A 15,920-nucleotide genomic window follows, 5' to 3' on the forward strand; every position below is an offset into this window, starting at 1 on the left:
CCAGAAGGCTTAGATTACCTCTGATATTTCAGCGCCTCCGCGAGGCCTCCCGGCACGTTCCGCGCCCGCGCTGCAGTCCCCCTTGAAAGGCATCTGTCGAAATGTCCGCCGCTGTCCATGCAAAGGTCGTCATCATCGGCTCCGGCCCCGCCGGCTACACAGCGGCGATCTACGCCGCGCGCGCGATGCTTGAGCCGATCCTGATCCAGGGCATCCAGGCGGGCGGCCAGCTCACCATCACCACCGACGTCGAGAACTATCCGGGCTTCGCCGACGTGATCCAAGGCCCCTGGTTGATGGAGCAGATGGAGAAGCAGGCGCTGCATGTGGGCACCCAGATCAAGACCGATCTGGTGACCAAGCTCGACACCTCGCAACGCCCCTTTCGCCTGACCTGCGATAGCGGTGATGTCTATCTCGCCGACACCGTCATTCTCGCCACCGGCGCCCAGGCGCGCTGGCTCGGGCTGCCGTCCGAAGCGAAATTCCAGGGCGGCGGCGTGTCGGCCTGTGCCACCTGTGACGGCTTCTTCTACCGCAACAAGCAAGTCGTGGTGGTCGGCGGCGGCAATACCGCGGTCGAGGAAGCGCTGTACCTCACCAACCACGCCTCGCAGGTCACCATCGTGCATCGTCGCGATCACTTCCGCGCCGAACGCATCCTGCAGGAGCGCCTGTTCAAGCACCCGAAGATCAAGGTGATCTGGGACTCGGCCGTCGACGAGATCTGCGGTACCGAGAACCCGAACAAGGTCACCCATGTGCGACTGAAGAACGTCAAGACCGGCGCGTTGACCGATGTGCCGACCGACGGCGTCTTCGTCGCTATCGGGCATGCCCCGGCGACCGAGCTCGTGGCCGGGCAGATCAAGCTGAAACCGTCGGGCTATGTCGAGGTCGCCCCGAACTCCACCGCCACCTCGGTGCCCGGAATGTTCGCCGCCGGCGACGTCGCCGACGAAACCTATCGTCAAGCAGTCACGGCGGCCGGCCTGGGCTGCATGGCAGCGCTCGAGGCGGAACGATTTTTGGCCCTGCGCGCCAGCGAGCGCGCGGCAGCGGAATAGACATCATGGCAAGAACACGCGACGGATTTACGGATATGGATTGGGACAAGCTGAAGGTGTTTCACGCCGCGGCGGAAGCGGGCAGCTTCACGCACGCGGGCGAGCAGCTCGGCCTGTCGCAATCGGCAGTGTCACGCCAGGTCTCGGCACTGGAGCAGGAGCTCTCGGTCTCGCTGTTCCACCGCCACGCCCGCGGCCTGATCCTCACCGAACAGGGCGACCTCCTGTTCCGCACCGCCCATGACGTGTTCATGCAGCTGCAGGCGGCGCGCGCGAAGCTGACCGACAGCCGCGAGCGGCCGAGCGGCGATCTCAAGATCACCACCACGCCCGGCGTCGGCATCAACTGGCTGATCCCAAGGCTCGGCGAATTCACCGCGCTCTATCCGGAGATCCGGATCTCGCTGATCGTCACCGACGAGGAGCTTGATCTCTCGATGCGCGAGGCCGATGTCGCGATCCGCACTCGCAAGCCGACGCAGCCGGACCTCATCCAGCGCAAGCTGTTCGCGATGGGCTTCCACGCTTATTGCTCGCCCGATTATATCAAGCGCTTCGGCACGCCGCGCACGCTGGAGGAGCTCGACTCCCACCGCATCATCACGCTCTCCGACGGCAACTTCGCGCCGCATCTTCAGAACCGCAACTGGCTAGTGGAAGCGGGGCGCAACGGCTCGGGTCCGCGCGAAGCCTATTTCAGGGTCAACAACATTCTCGGCCTCGTCCGCGCCTGTCAGCAGGGCCTCGGCATCGCCGCGCTGCCGGACTATCTGATCGAAGAACAGAGCCGCCTCGTGCAGCTGTTCGGCGAATCGGATTCGATCCAGCTCGATACGTATTTTGTTTATCCGGAAGAGCTGAAGACGGTCGCGCGCGTGCAAGTGTTCCGCGACTTCGTGGTGAGCAAGGCGCAGCGCTGGCCGTCCTGATTTCCGCATGTCTGACATGCGGCTTGGACGCTTGATGCATGGCGCGAAGCTAGCCCATAATCTCTTCACGCTGAGCCTTCGCGTTGCGCATTTGTCCCCCTCCTCCAGTGGCGCGGGAGTTCAGTAATCCCTCTTGGAAGGTGATTGTGTCGGCCTCACGTGGCCAATACCTTAAGCCGGGCTCGATCGAGCCCGGCTTTTTTTTGCGGATCCGGCCATCGCCCTCCGCGTGTATTGACAGTTCCATGCTTACCCCGCATCATTTGCGAATGATCACGAAGTCGTGCGCAATCTCGTCGCAGGCAGTCGCCTCGAAAAAAGGCCCCCATCTGGGGACCTCGGATTTTTGCGCGCGCTAACAGCCTTCGTCATCGCGAGCCGAAACTTCGAAAACCCCGCCGCCTGGACGGGGTTTTTTCATGTGCCCCATCTCAGGGTTTTTCCCGAGAAGGAGATGGAACATGACCGGACTACAGGAACAATTGCACGGGCTCTGGCTGCCGCTGGTGACGCCGTTTCGCGACGGCGCCCTCGACGAGAGGTCGCTGCGGCGGCTGACACGGCATTACAGCGGACAGGCCGTCGACGGCTTCATCCTGGGGGCGACCTCCGGTGAAGGCATGACGCTGCGCGACGCCGAGCTCGAACGCCTCGTCGCCATCGTGCGCGACGAGCTGGCCATCGGCCACAGCAAGATTCCGATCTGGCTTGGACTTTCAGGTGCGGACACGTCGCGGCTGAAGGAGCGTCTCGACGCGACCGCGGACTGGCCGATCGATGGCTATCTGATCGCGAGCCCGTATTATGTGCGGCCGTCGCAGCGCGGGTTGCTGGCGCATTTCGAGGCGCTCGCCGATCACGCCGCCTGGCCACTCGCGCTCTACAACATCCCCTATCGCACCTCGGTCAACATCACCAACCAGACGCTGCTGCGGCTTGCCGGGCATCCGAACATCATCGGCCTGAAGGATTGCGGCGCGAGCCGCGAGCAATCCATCGCGTTGCTGCGCGACAGGCCCGCGGACTTTCGCGTGCTGACCGGCGAGGATGCGAATTATTTCGAGGCGCTCAGCGACGGTGCCGACGGCGGCATCGTGCTGTCAGCCCACCTCGAGACCGCGACGTTTGCGGCGGTCCATGCCGAGCTGAAGCGCGGCGACCATGATGCAGCGCTGGCGCGCTGGCAGGAGGTCGCGGACCTGACGCGCCTGTTGTTCACCGAGCCCAGTCCCGCGCCGGCAAAATACTGGCTGTGGCGCACGGGCCTGATCGACAGCCCCGAAGTGCGCCTGCCGATGGTGGAGGTCGGCAGCGAACTCGCCGTCCAGCTCGACCGCGAGATCGAGCGACGCATGCAAGTCGCGGCGTAGCTGATAGCCCCTCACCCCACCCTCTCCCCGTAAGAACGAGGAGAGGGAGTGGGAGAGCGGAGCGCGTGGTTAACCGCGCCCCAACGGCCTTCGCTGCTGCCGCATGGCGCGTCCACGGCTCGTTTACGCAATCGCGCCTATCGTCTTCATTCAAAGTCTTTTCAAATGGGGGAATGATCATGGGGCAGCGCATCCGTCCGACGGCGGCAGACATGTTCGCGTCGGCCGATTTCTTGCGGGGTATTGTTGTGGTGTCGTCGTTCGGTTTCTGGGCGGTGATGCTCGGCCTGATGCCGGTGCTGGTGTTTCGGGTCTGGCTGGCGTGATGTCAGCGCACGTCCGGATGGTTAATCCGTGGTAGCACCTATGTTCGAAAGCGCGCGAAACTGCGACCCGGAATTTTAAAATATCTCACGTAGCGTTCATGCCCATAAGCGAAGAAATCGCGGGGGCGTTTGTGAATAGTCATAACGAAGTGGCGTCGCATTACGACGCTGGACAGCAGGGCTTCACCACCGAGGACATTCTCTGGGCCGCCGGCATCTGGTCGGTGATCCTCACTTTGTCGCCGGTGATCGTGTTCTACATGCTGATGGTAGCCTAGCTTCCATAGCAATCTCCAGGAACGCAAAACGCGCGGAGGTCCGCGCGTTTTTCGTCCGGGGAATGATTTATGAAAATTACGCCGCCTGCTTGTGCATTGCGCCGGAAGCCGACGCCGTGCCGCGAATAGCCTTCACCGAACGTTCGATCGCCGCCCACAGCCTTGCGATTTCCTGAGCCGCACGACTCTCGGCCTGATATTCCCGCGCGCCCTCGCCGTGGCTCAACGCCATCAGCAGATCCGAACGGTTGGTGATCTGACCGCCCCACACCGGAGCACGGAACTTCGCCAACGCTTCGCGGGCGATGGTGACGATCGGGCTTTCGGACTCATCGCGGCGCGCCGGCGCACCGTTGAGCACGACCGCGTAGGGCTTGCGCGCCGCACGGCACATCTGGATGGTTTCCTGCACCGCGTTGACGTCGAACACGCCGGGACGGGCGGGTATCACCACCATGGTGGCATTGCGGATGGCGTCGTCGACGACGGCCGACAGGTTCGGCGGCGTGTCGATCAACACCCATTCATAACCGTCGCGCTTGGCAGCGGAGACGATGCCGCTGACCGAGTTCACCGCGGATTTGATCGGCGGCTCGTTGGTGCCACGCAGCTTGTGCCACAGCGTGAGCGAGCCTTGCGGATCCGCATCGACGAGCAGGATCGGCTTGGTCGCCTTGATCTGCGCGGCAAGATGCGCGGCCAGCGTACTCTTGCCCGAGCCACCTTTACGCGATGCAAAAACAATAACGTTCATACCTCTGCCTCCAGATTGACCCCAGGCAGCGAAAATGAATCACCGCGGTGATTCGGGAAAGAAAAATTTATCATAAGTTATGCTGGCGCCATGAAATAACAAAGCGCGTTGGCTTTTGAGTCACACTGCTGCGTGCGACGACGGCCTCACGCCAGCAATCGTGCGTTTTTTGAGCAGTGCGGCGGGAAAAAACGGAATGCAACCTCGCCGGGCAAACCGTTCCGCGACTCGTTTCCATCCCCGCGCGGTCGTAATTGTCGCAAGCATCCGCACGCGGAAGGCGAACAAAACGAGTCCGGTGGCTGGTGTGGGGCTGATGCCTGGGTCAGTTTGACTCAAGGGGACAGCAAACGAGAAGTCGGACACGCAGATGCCCGGGACTTCAAACGCACTGCGCGCTGTGGCCCGGGCATGGTCGAGTTTCAAAAAGGGAACGTCGTGCTCGCGCTCAGCCTTCGCTGGCTTTCTTCTTCTTGGCCGGCTTGGTGCTCTTCTTCGCCGTCCGGGCCGAGCTCTTGGGCGCGATGCTGGTCGGCTTGCCGGCGCGGGGCGCCGCCGCCATGCCCGGCTCCGGTCCCGGCCGGAAGAAGGCCCGGCACTGCGGCGAGAGCTGCGACTTCTTCTGGATCATGCAGGCGGTGATGGCGTCGACGTTCGGAACGAAGTCGCCGCACAGCCGCATCGCATCGGGCGTGCAGGCCTGCTGCTCCTCCTGGGAGTAGGCGAAGCCTTCACCCGGGTGGATCAGGACGGCCAGGGCCATCCCCGTGATCGCGGCAGCGAAAGATTTCTTGAAACGGAACGCCGGCATCGATCCCCCCAAATGTCGAGTCGGAGACGATAGTGGGTGAACGGGGGTTCGTTGGCAACCGAGGCGAGATGCGAAAGCCGGGACGTGTGCGGTCTCGGCAACAGGGCCCCCTAAAACAAAAACCGCGAAAACAACCCCATGCACAGTAGCCAAGTCCATGTTGGAATTGAACTTTGCGGATCGCGATTTGCGGATTTTACGAAATGAAGTTTGACTCGTCGGGCAAAACAGGGGCATCATGCCATCGTCACAGAACGTGCGTGGGGTGGTCGGCTTGTCTCCTGCGCTGGTCGAAAGCGTGAGCGGGACGGAGACGATTGCATGGAGCGGAATGAGGCGGAGCTGCCGCTGTCGGGGGTGACGGTGGTCTCGCTCGAGCAGGCGATTGCGGCTCCTCTTGCCAGCCGGCATCTTGCGGACTGGGGCGCACGCGTCATCAAGATCGAGCGGCCGGGCGATGGCGATTTCTGCCGCGACTACGATCACGTGATGAACGGGATGTCGAGCCAGTTCGTCTGGACCAACAGGTCGAAGGAAAGCCTCGCCATCGACATCAAGAGCCCTGAGGGCCAGAAGGTGCTCGAGGCCTTGCTGCCGCAGGCCGACGTCTTCATCCAGAACCTGGCGCCGGGCGCGGCGGAGCGGCTCGGCCTCGATGCCGCATCGCTGCTGCGAAAGTTTCCCCGGATCATCGCCTGCGACGTGTCGGGCTATGGTGCGGGCGGACCCTACAGCAACAAGAAGGCCTACGATCTCCTGGTGCAGTGCGAGGCCGGTGTCCTCGCCATCAACGGCACCGAGGCGGAGCCCGCCAAGGTCGGACTTTCCGTGGTCGATATCGCCACCGGCATGTACATCCTCAACGGCGTGCTGATGGCGCTGTATCGCCGCGAGCGCACCGGCAAGGGCACCGCCTTCCAGGCCTCGCTGTTTGATTCCATCACGGACTGGATGAGCTATCCCGCCTTCTACACGCAGAGTACGGGCCGGCCGCTGCCGCGCACTGGGGCAAGGCACGCAACGATAGCGCCGTATGGCCCTTTCCGCGTCGGCGACGGCAATACGATCTTCTTCGGCATCCAGAACGACCGGGAATGGCGATCGCTGTGCGCCATCGTGCTTGGCGAGGCCGCCTTTGCCGATCACCCCCGCTTCCGCACCAATCCGCTGAGGATGCAGAACAGGGACGATCTGCAGATCCATATCGAGCGGCGTTTTGCCGCGATGAGCAGCGACGAGGTGCTGCGGCTGCTCGACGAGGCCTCGATCGCCAACGCGCATCTGAATTCGGTCGAGGCGTTCCTGGAGCACGAACAGCTCCGCTCCCGGGTGCAAACGGTGGGCTCTCCATGCGGACCGGTGATGAGCTTCCTGCCGGCGCTCACCATTCCCGGCCTGTCGCCCCGGATGGATCCGGTGCCTGACGTCGGGCAGCACAACCCGTCCATCCTGCGCGAGCTCGGTCTCGCAAAGGAGACATGACGATGGCCCCTCAGCGGCCGACGCGGGTTTATCTGGCCGTTCCCGCGCATCGCTCCCGTCTCGTCGCCAAGGCGGCTGCCTCGGCCGCGGATGCAGTGTTCATGGACCTCGAGGACGCGGTGCCGCCGTCCGAGAAGAGCGCGGCGCTGGAGGAAGCGGCGCAGGCGCTGTCCTTGCTGGACTGGGGCAGCAAGGTCGTCGCGGTCAGGCTCAACGCCGTCGACAGCCCCTTCATCGCGCAGGAAATCCGCAAGCTCGCTGCGCTGCCCAGGCTGGATTCGGTCATCGTGCCGAAGGCGGAGCGGGCGAGCGACATCGCCGCCATTGCCGATCAGCTGCGCGCGGCCGCGCCGGATCGCTCCTCGCCTGTCGCGCTCGACCTGCTGATCGAGACCGCGCTGGGTCTCGTCAATGTCGACACGCTCGCCGCCGCGCATGACAGCGTCGCCGCCCTTCATCTCGGCGTCGGCGATTTCGCGGCGTCGATCGGCGCCCGTTCCTCCGAAATCGGCGCCTCGCCGGACGACTACCGCCACGTCGGCTCCGCTGAGAGCGGCTATGCCTCCGTCCCGCTCGATCTGTTCGCCTATCCGATGATGCGCCTGCTGGTGGCGGCGCGCGCGTTCGGCCTGCGCGCCATCGACGGTCCGTGCGGCGCGTTTCGGGATGCCAGACTGACTGAAAGCAGCGCGCTCAAGGCGGCCGCGATGGGTTTTGACGGCAAGCAGGTGATCCATCCCGACCAGATCGAACCGACGCTACGGGCGTTCGTCCCGTCGGAGACCGAACTCGCGCACGCGCGGCGGGTGGTCGAGGCGATGGAGCAGGCCGAGGCGCAGGGCCAAGGCGCGGTGACGCTCGACGGCAAGATGATCGACTATGCCAATGTCCGCATGGCGCGCAGGATCATTGAGATGGGGTCGTAGCGGCGCATGGCCACCGTGCTGATCGTCGCGCCGGTATTCGCGCTGATCGCGGCCGGCTATGCCGCGGTGCTGTTTCGCTTCGTCTCCGAGAGCGCGCACAAGGGCATCTCCGAATTCGCCTTCAGCATCGCCATTCCGGCGCTGCTGTTCCGCACCATCGTCGTGTCGGAATTCCCCGATGTCAGTCCCTACAGGATGTGGGGCGCCTATTACGGCGCGCTGGCGATCACCTGGCTCGCGGCGCTGGCGCTGTCGGCCCTGCTGCGCGCGCGGCGCGAAGACCGCGAGGACGGCGTCGTGTTCGCAATCGGCTCGGTCTACGGCAACATCGTGATGCTCGGCATTCCGCTGACGCTCTCGGCGCTGGGCAACGAAGCGGCGGGACCGATGGCGCTGATCCTGTCGGTGAACACGCCGCTGCTCTGGCTCTGCGGCATCCTGCAGATGGAGCTTGTCAGTCGCAAGCAAGCCGGCTCGCCTCTGGCGGTGATCCGTCCCGTGCTCGCGGATCTCGCGCGCAATCCGCTGATGCTGGGGATCGGTTTTGGCGTCGTCTGGCGTTTTACCGGCCTCGGTCTCAATCCCGTCGTCGACCGGACCATCGAACTGCTGGCGCAGGCGGGATCGCCAGCGGCGCTGATCGCGCTCGGCATCAATCTCTTTCGTTTCGAGGTCAAGGGCGAGATGGTGAGCGTCGTGGTGATGAGCGCGCTCAAGCTGCTGGCGATGCCGGCGGCGGCGTTCGTGCTGGCAAAGCTGCTCGGCCTTCCGCCGGTCGCGGCCGGCGTCGTCGTGCTGTTCGCGGCAATGCCGACCGGCGCCAACGCGTACATCTTCGCGGTTCAGTACCAGCGGCTGGTGAACCCGGTGTCGGGCGCGGTGGCGCTGGGCACGCTGCTGGCGGCGGTGACATTGCCGATGGTGGTGTGGGTGCTGACGAGGTGAGGCGTCAGAGGCTTGGAGCGCGCCGCACCACCTCCCGAATATCCAATCAGCGCAGGCCCACGAACGAGAGCACCGCACCAATCACGACGACGAGTCCGACCAGATAGATAATTCCGTTCATGTCTTGGCTCCTCAGCGTTGTCAGCCCTGCCGCAGGTACAAACACTCCAGGTCATGAAAAGGTTCGGCCTTGCTCGATGCCGATTTCTCCTGAAATGGGGGAACGAAAGCGACCGATCCTGCGTCGTGGCGTGCTGAGCCCTCGCCCCCATCCTGACTGCCGAAAGAGCTATTGAACACGCTGGCCCGCGCGCCAGGCCATCTCCCAGAAGTCTGCCTCGAGTCGGGTGGCTTCCTTGAAGATCGCCATCAGCTCCGCCTCGCGGGCCGGCGTGGCGTAGAGATCGGCGAGATGCTCCATATGCGTCCGCGCTTTGGCAGCGACCTCCTGGTACGGCGCGCCGGCGTACTCGGCGATCCAGACGCGGTAGGCATTCGTCGCGGCGTCCGCGAGGGGGAGCGAGGCGAGCCGCGTCGCGATCTCCGCGTACCCGATCACGCAGGGGGCAAGCGCCACCTTGAGTGCCAGCAGGTCGCCGCGCATTCCCGCGTCGAGCACGTAGCGTGTATAGGCCAGCATCTCGGCCGCCGGAGGGGCCTGCTCAAGGTCGGTCGGGGACAGACCCCAATCGGCACAGAGCTTCACATGCAGGTTCATCTCGACATCGAGGATGGCCGAAAGGCCGGCCGCCGCCTCGCGCATGTCGGCAAGTCTGGGCGACTTGTAGACCGCGAGCGCGTAGGCGCGAGCAAACTCGATGAGGAACAAATAGTCCTGAACGAGGTAGTGACGAAACGCCGCTTCGGGGAGCGAGCCGTCCGCCAATCCGTTCGTGAAGGGATGCTCGGTGTAAGCCCGCCACTCAACGGATGCTGCTGTCTTCAGACGCTCGAAGAAACTCACGATCTTTTTAGCCCGGCTTGCTTGTCGATGAACGCCCTTGGTTCGCTACCGATAGCGCATTGCGGTCCGAGGAGCTACGGTGACCGAAATTGGCTTTGAGTAGCGTCGCGGATGGGGCGCTCCCGCGTCGAGAGCTTTGCGCCTGTCACCGCAATTCCAAGGTTGCTTGGAACCGCTTTTCCAATGCTACGCATATCTGATCGGCATCTTCTTGGGCGCGGTCCATTAGTTGCCCGATTTCCGCGAGCTTCTTCCAGTACCCATCCCACAGCTCAGCGCCGGCGGCCTGGCGCATTTCGTCCGCTGTCAGCGACGGCTTGTCGACAGTTCCAGCGAACGCCGCTAGTAATGCGATCCGCTCGGCGGTGCCCGGCTTGTTCTTTCGAGTCGGTGAATTCTTGGCTGTAGTGCTCTCCATCCAAACTCGCCAGTCAGACGCACCTTTGGACTGATTGCACGGACCACATGAGGGCACAATGTTCTCTGCGGTGTGAAAGTAGCCGGAAGGTCGACTACCACTCACGATCGCTCGAAAATGATCTTGGTCGGTCGCCGCTTGTCCGCAGTAAACGCATGCCTTTGAATCAATGTTAAAGCGGTCGTAGAGCGCAGCCTGCGTATCCTTGTCTACTTTTCTCGGAATGATGGCTTGAACAAACACTGCCGCTAGGGACGACATTCGGTTGCGGATTTTTGGTCGGCCCATTCGCTGAATCTCCTCCTGTTAGCGCACTAGCTCTTCCTGTACCCTCATCGCACTCGCATCGACGCGTGCTTTCAGCTTGTCGGCATCGAGCCCGATGTTCTGCACCTGATCCATCGCGACCTCCTCAAGATCGTTCGCGAGTTTGCCGAAGAATTGCTGATCGGCGAGCAGGTCCTCGAACACGGCAGCGCGCCGCTTGACCGATATTGCCTCTTGCCCGCGCTCGCGCCAGAAATCGTGCGCGAGGTAGTTGCGCCGTCGCAGCGCGTCATCGACCCGCTTCTCTAGCGCTGGCTCGAGCGTGATGAAATCTTTGACGCCGCCCTTGGCCTTAAACAACTGGCCCATGGTCTTTTCGTGCTGCTCGGCAAGATACTCGTCGAGCATGCGCTCCATCGTGTACGCGTCGTACTTCGATCCCCCGTTTGCCTTCGTTTCCTCGCGCATCCGCTTTATGAAGTCGGCAGTCAGGATCAAATTGGACAGGACGCCCTCGACGTTAACGCCAAACGAGAACGTCTGCCCGAACTGGGCATAGACATCCTTCATTTCGAGCTCGTCATCCATCAGAGACCAGTCCATGTCGCCGGGCCATGAACGTAACCAACTCCAAAGGCGTCGGAGCCCTCAATCTTGGGGCGGCCAATCGGCAAATTGTGCTGAGATTTCAAGTGGTACAGTTGGGTGGGCTCGAACCACCGACCTCCTGTTCCACAGACAGGCGCTCTAACCAACTGAGCTACAACTGCATCCTTGCGAGCCGCGCCTCTGGGCGCCCTGAAAGGGCCTTGACCTAAGGGGGGCTGGACGGGGCGGAAACTAGGTGCAACGGCCGTTTTTGGCAAGGCCGCAAAACCCGATAATCGCGCCTCGGACAACGTTATTTCCAAAGCAAAACCCGGGCTCTAGGCCCGGGTTTCTTAATCTCAACAGCCCGATCCGCTCAGGCGGCAGGCGTGTAGAGCTTGGCGGCAGAGGCCTTGATCGGCTCGGCGGCGGCAGTGGCCGCGCGCTGGGTGATCTCGGCGAGCTCCCGGGCCTGGGCCTGGAAGGTCTCGAGCTGCGTCCTGGAATGGTTGGTCCACAGCGCGAACGCATCCTGCGGCGCCTTCACGCTGAACAGCTCCTGGGTGAAGTCGAGATGGGCCTTGGTGTTGGCCTTCGCGAACTCCATCAGCTTGGCGGTGTATTCGCTGACGCCTTTGTGGGCGGACGCGAACACGGCCTCGACCGTGCCGTTGTGGGTTTCGGCGGCGTCCTTAAACTTGGCATAGCTCTCGCGGGCTTGCGACACGCCCTTTTCGGCGAACGCACGCATCTGCTCCGGAACTTCGAACGGAATGACGGAGGCGGAGAATGGATCAGTCGTACCTGTCATTGGGTATCCCTCACACTAAATGGAAAAACGGAGTGAGCCTTTTCGGCAGCGCCCGCCGGCCAATTGGGTGACGGAAGCGAAGACTGGAAACATAAAACGAATGATGGCTCGCCCAGCGCGGCGACCATGCCTGCCTAAAATGTCAACATTGTGCAACGCAACGGGCTTTGGGGTGCATTGCGCAAATTTAATCGCGGCGAGGATGAGGTTCCGGGGCTGGGGAACCGGTGGTTGAGGTAATAGGGTGGCCTTTGAGCACCCGCCTTGTCCTGGAGCCGACCGCTGCGCGGATTGGCTGGGCGGCATAGGTGCTGCCCGACGCGGGCATCTGAAGGATGGGGATGCGACCGGGCTACGGCTTGCGGGCCCCGCTACATTAAGGTTATCGCGGCTTTAGGCCTTGCCCCGTAGGCTGGGACCGTGGACCTGCCCGCGGCTGCGGGCGATACTAACCCTTTCTTAAGGCTGTCATTCCGGCAGCCTGATGCGCACAAGTGGGACGCGAAGCCGGTCGGATGACGAGTTCGGATTTCCAGTTGCGAGGCGTGGGCGATCCCCGGCTGGCCGTGCACGCGACCTCGCCGCTGCCCGTCTGGCTCTGGTCGATCGACGGCACCCGCGTGCTCTGGGCCAATCCGGTCGGCGCAAGGCTGTTTGGCGCGGCCCATGCCACGGCGCTGGCGGACAGGATTTTCGGGCCCACCGACAGCCACCGCCGCCAGATCATCCGGCTGGCCGGCCGGCTGCCTGCGAACGGCGCGATCCGGCTCGAACGGCTGCGCGGCTTCGGGGCGCGGCTCGGCACGCTGATGACCTGCGCCTGTGCCCGGCTCGACTTCGCCGACGGCGGCCAATTCTTCCAAGGATCTGCCGTGCTCGTCACCGCGATGGACCCGGGCTTGCGCACCATGCCGCTGGTCGAACGCCTGCTTCGTCTGGTCGACGGCGCCAAGACGCCGATGGCGGCGTTCGCGCCCGACGGCCTGTTCGTCGGCGCCAGCGAAACCGCCCGCACCCTGCTCGGCTTCCGCGATCTCGGCGAGGCCGGCCTCGAACAGGCGCGCAGCGATGCGCTTCGCCAGGGCCGCGCCGAGACGCCGATCGGCATCGGCCAGATGGTGCTGCAGCGGGTCGGCAGCGGCGCCGATGTCGGCCTGGTCGCGCTGATCGAGCCGGCCGCGCAGCAGGCGGCGCCTGCGACTGATCACGTCGAACCCCAGGCAGCTGAAGGCATCGCGCGCGAAGACATCGCTCAGTCCGAGCCTGCGCCGCCCCCTGCTCCAGCCGCCGTGCCGGAGCATGTGCAAGCAGCGCCGTCGCATGAGGCGCCATCCGAAATCGCGCTGTTCGACGCCTTTGCCGAGCCGGTCGACGCGCCGGAAGCAGAGATCGTGACGATCCAGCAGGCCGTCGAGGAAGCGGCCGAAGCCGTGCCCGCCGAGGTCGAACCGAAGACTCCGGTTGAGGAGAAAACTCCGGTTGAAAACTCGGCCGAAGCCATGGTGTCGCCGCAGGCCGCGCCGACCGTAACAGGCATGGTCGAGCCGCCGTCGGGCCATGAAGAGCCGCCCGCACCGCGTCAGCATCCGCTGCGCTTCCTCTGGAAGGCGGATGCAGAGGGCCGCTTTGTGCTGCTCTCCGACGAATTCATCCACCTGATCGGTCCGCGCACGGCCGCCGGCTTCGACCGCCCCTGGCGCGAGATCGCCGACGCATTCGCGCTCGACCCTGAAGGCCGCGTGGCGCAGGCGCTTGCCAGCAAGGACACCTGGGCCGGGATCACCGTGAACTGGCCGGCCGACGGCGGCGAGCATCTGCCGGTCGAGCTTGCCGGGCTTCCGGTTTATGATGGCGAACGCAATTTCGCGGGCTTCAGGGGTTTTGGCGTCTGCCGCGATCTCGATGGCCTCAACCGGCTCGATGCGCTCAGGCGTTTCGAGCTGTTGGCTGAACCGGCGGCACCGCAAAGCCTGCCGGCCGATGTGGTCGAGCCGGAGCCCGAACCCGAGCCCCAGCCAGTGCTAGAGGCGCCGCCGCCTCCGCCGATCGAGCCGCCCGCACCTGAGCCTGAGCCTGAGCCTGAGCCTGAGCCTGAGCCTGAAGCCGAACTGCCCGAACCCACAACCGACGCGAATTCACATCCAACCGATCCGGAAACGCCAGTGGAAACGCCTCCCAATGTCCTGCCGTTCCGCGCGCCCGGCGACACGCGATCGCCGACGCTGACGCCGGTCGAGAACAGCGCGTTCAACGAACTCGCCCGGCAATTGTCCGAGCGCCTCGAACGCGACAAGGAAACCATCGCGGCATCGGCCGAGCCGCCGGATGCGGAGATCGCGCCCGAGGCGCCGACGCCGGAGCCTGAGCCTGAGACGCCGCACGCGCCGGCCGAATGGCTGAGCGAGCCCGCGCCGCCCGCGCATGGCCACAGCACGCGCGACCGCGCGCTGCTCGACCTGCTGCCGACGGGCATCCTGATCTACCGGCTCGACCGCCTGCTCTACGCCAACCCGGCGTTTCTCGCGCGCATGGGCTATGCCAGCCTGAGCGCACTGGAGAATGCCGGCGGGCTGGACGCGCTCTATGTCGAGCCGGGCGTGTCCGCGGCCAGCAGCACGTCGCAAGCAGGCACGCCTGTCACGATCAGCGCGACGCTCGCCAATGGCGAAGCGCCGCTGCCGACCACCGAGGCGCATCTGCACGCGATCGACTGGGACGGCGAGAGCGCGCATGCGCTGATCTGCGCGCTGCCGCAGGCAGCACCCGCTGCGTCCGTCATCGCCGAGACCGTCGCCGCCGAGACCATTGTCCCCGAGATCTTGCCCACCGCGCCCGAGCCCGACGCCGGCGAGGCGGCGGCGGAAGATCTCGCTGCGATCCTCGACACCACGGCCGAGGGCATCGTCATGTTCGATGCCGAAGGCAACATCCACGCCTGCAACCGCAGCGCCGAGGCGCTGTTCGGCTATGACGGCGAGACGCTGATGCAGCAGAATCTGGTGACGCTGTTCGCGCCGGAGAGCCAGCATGTCGTCATCGACTATCTGGAAAACCTCAAGAGCCAGGACATCGCGAGCCTGCTCGACCACGGCCGCGAGGTGCTGGGACGCGAGAAGAAGGGCGGCGTCATTCCGCTCGCCATGATCATGGGCCGCACCAGGCCTGACGGCCCGAACTTCTTCGCCGTATTCCGCGACCTCTCGCACAGCAAGCAGGGCGAGAGCGAGCTGACGCAGGCGCGACGTCTGGTCGAAGGCACGGCGAACGCCAAGGCCGACATGCTGGCGCGGATCAGCCACGAGATCCGCACGCCGCTGAACGCCATCATCGGCTTCTCGGAGGTGATGATCTCGGAGCGCTTCGGCACGCTCGGCAACGAGCGCTACGGCGAGTACATGAAGGACATCCGCGCCTCCGGTGAGCGCGTCATCGCCATCATCGACGACCTGCTGGAGCTGTCGCGGATCGAGACCGGCAAGCTCGACCTCAACTTCGCCAACCTCAACCTCAACGACCTCGTCGAGGCCTGCGTGGTGGTGATGCAGCCGCAGGCCAATCGCGAGCGCATCATCATCCGCACCTCGCTCGGCCATGCGCTGCCGCAGGTGAGCGCGGATGCGCGCGCGATGCGGCAGATCACCATGAACCTGATCTCGAACTCGATCCGGCTCGCCAGCGCCGGCGGCCAGGTCATCGTCTCCACCGCGCTCACCGACCGCGGCGAGGTCGCACTTCGCATCCGCGACACCGGCCACGGCCTCAGCGAGCGCGAAGTCGCCGCCGCGATGGAGCCGTTCCGGACCCCGCCGCCCGGCGACGCCGAGGACAATTCGGCGCTGAGCCTGTCGCTGACCAAGGCCCTGGTCGAAGCCAACCGCGCCCGCTTCAACATCAAGAGCGCGGCGAACTCCGGCTCGCTGATCGAGGTGGTGTTCGCACCGGCGCTGGCGCAGGCTTAAGCGGCGAACGCGATTTCCTGCCCGC

15 protein-coding genes and 1 tRNA gene are annotated in these 15,920 nt (G+C 64.4%); 9 read left to right on the top strand and 7 right to left on the bottom strand.

The features are described 5' to 3' along the window. Positions 1 to 101 precede the first annotated feature (101 nt). The 5 genes from trxB (at position 102) to IVB40_RS29850 (ending at position 3,970) form a co-directional block, all read left to right on the top strand. Entirely contained in the window at positions 102 to 1,067 is a 966-nt protein-coding gene (gene trxB, locus IVB40_RS29830) for a thioredoxin-disulfide reductase (RefSeq protein ID WP_247817146.1), read from the top strand. Between the two features lie 5 nt (positions 1,068 to 1,072). Further along, the gene (locus IVB40_RS29835) at positions 1,073 to 1,996 is read left to right on the top strand and encodes a LysR family transcriptional regulator (protein WP_007614700.1); all 924 of its coding nucleotides are present in this window, start codon (positions 1,073 to 1,075) and stop codon (positions 1,994 to 1,996) included. Between the two features lie 461 nt (positions 1,997 to 2,457). Then, positions 2,458 to 3,366: a 4-hydroxy-tetrahydrodipicolinate synthase gene (locus IVB40_RS29840; protein WP_247817147.1), complete on the top strand. Its 909-nt coding sequence runs from the start codon at positions 2,458 to 2,460 to the stop codon at positions 3,364 to 3,366. Positions 3,367 to 3,545: 179 nt separating this feature from the next. Beyond that, positions 3,546 to 3,692, top strand: a complete 147-nt coding sequence (locus IVB40_RS29845) for a hypothetical protein (protein WP_166517545.1) — start codon at positions 3,546 to 3,548, stop codon at positions 3,690 to 3,692. A 98-nt stretch (positions 3,693 to 3,790) separates the two neighbouring features. Then, the gene (locus IVB40_RS29850) at positions 3,791 to 3,970 is read left to right on the top strand and encodes a hypothetical protein (protein ID WP_027565323.1); all 180 of its coding nucleotides are present in this window, start codon (positions 3,791 to 3,793) and stop codon (positions 3,968 to 3,970) included. A 76-nt stretch (positions 3,971 to 4,046) separates the two neighbouring features. On the opposite strand, the gene IVB40_RS29855 is transcribed toward IVB40_RS29850, so the two are convergent. Both IVB40_RS29855 and IVB40_RS29860 read right to left on the bottom strand, forming a co-directional pair. Beyond that, entirely contained in the window at positions 4,047 to 4,724 is a 678-nt protein-coding gene (locus IVB40_RS29855) for a ParA family protein (protein ID WP_007596685.1), read from the bottom strand. A 448-nt stretch (positions 4,725 to 5,172) separates the two neighbouring features. Next, entirely contained in the window at positions 5,173 to 5,535 is a 363-nt protein-coding gene (locus tag IVB40_RS29860; RefSeq protein ID WP_027565324.1) for a hypothetical protein, read from the bottom strand. Positions 5,536 to 5,856: 321 nt separating this feature from the next. On the opposite strand from IVB40_RS29860, the gene IVB40_RS29865 reads away from it, so the two are divergent. From IVB40_RS29865 to IVB40_RS29875, 3 genes are read left to right on the top strand one after another with little or no spacing between them, the layout of a single operon-like run. Next, positions 5,857 to 7,017, top strand: a complete 1,161-nt coding sequence (locus IVB40_RS29865) for a CaiB/BaiF CoA-transferase family protein (protein ID WP_247817148.1) — start codon at positions 5,857 to 5,859, stop codon at positions 7,015 to 7,017. Between the two features lie 2 nt (positions 7,018 to 7,019). After that, positions 7,020 to 7,943: a CoA ester lyase gene (locus IVB40_RS29870; protein ID WP_247817149.1), complete on the top strand. Its 924-nt coding sequence runs from the start codon at positions 7,020 to 7,022 to the stop codon at positions 7,941 to 7,943. 6 nt (positions 7,944 to 7,949) lie between these two features. Beyond that, on the top strand, positions 7,950 to 8,888 hold the full coding sequence (locus IVB40_RS29875; protein WP_247817150.1) for an AEC family transporter: 939 nt from the start codon (positions 7,950 to 7,952) through the stop codon (positions 8,886 to 8,888). A gap of 289 nt (positions 8,889 to 9,177) precedes the next feature. On the opposite strand, the gene tenA is transcribed toward IVB40_RS29875, so the two are convergent. The 5 genes from tenA to IVB40_RS29900 all read right to left on the bottom strand — a co-directional run bounded on the left by tenA (position 9,178) and on the right by IVB40_RS29900 (position 11,936). Then, a complete protein-coding gene (tenA, locus tag IVB40_RS29880) occupies positions 9,178 to 9,852 on the bottom strand; it encodes a thiaminase II (RefSeq protein ID WP_247817151.1) in 675 nt (224 codons plus the stop codon). A 145-nt stretch (positions 9,853 to 9,997) separates the two neighbouring features. Then, a complete protein-coding gene (locus tag IVB40_RS29885; RefSeq protein ID WP_247817152.1) occupies positions 9,998 to 10,558 on the bottom strand; it encodes an HNH endonuclease signature motif containing protein in 561 nt (186 codons plus the stop codon). A gap of 18 nt (positions 10,559 to 10,576) precedes the next feature. Beyond that, entirely contained in the window at positions 10,577 to 11,125 is a 549-nt protein-coding gene (locus IVB40_RS29890; protein ID WP_247817153.1) for a hypothetical protein, read from the bottom strand. 105 nt (positions 11,126 to 11,230) lie between these two features. Beyond that, positions 11,231 to 11,307: transfer RNA gene (locus IVB40_RS29895), tRNA-His, on the bottom strand. 194 nt (positions 11,308 to 11,501) lie between these two features. Then, positions 11,502 to 11,936, bottom strand: coding sequence for a phasin (locus IVB40_RS29900; RefSeq protein WP_247358007.1), 435 nt, complete (start codon positions 11,934 to 11,936; stop codon positions 11,502 to 11,504). Between the two features lie 515 nt (positions 11,937 to 12,451). On the opposite strand from IVB40_RS29900, the gene IVB40_RS29905 reads away from it, so the two are divergent. Continuing rightward, on the top strand, positions 12,452 to 15,895 hold the full coding sequence (locus tag IVB40_RS29905) for a PAS domain-containing protein (protein WP_247817154.1): 3,444 nt from the start codon (positions 12,452 to 12,454) through the stop codon (positions 15,893 to 15,895). Positions 15,896 to 15,920 lie beyond the last annotated feature (25 nt).

It is taken from the genome of Bradyrhizobium sp. 40, from assembly GCF_023100925.1.
Taxonomy (GTDB): domain Bacteria; phylum Pseudomonadota; class Alphaproteobacteria; order Rhizobiales; family Xanthobacteraceae; genus Bradyrhizobium.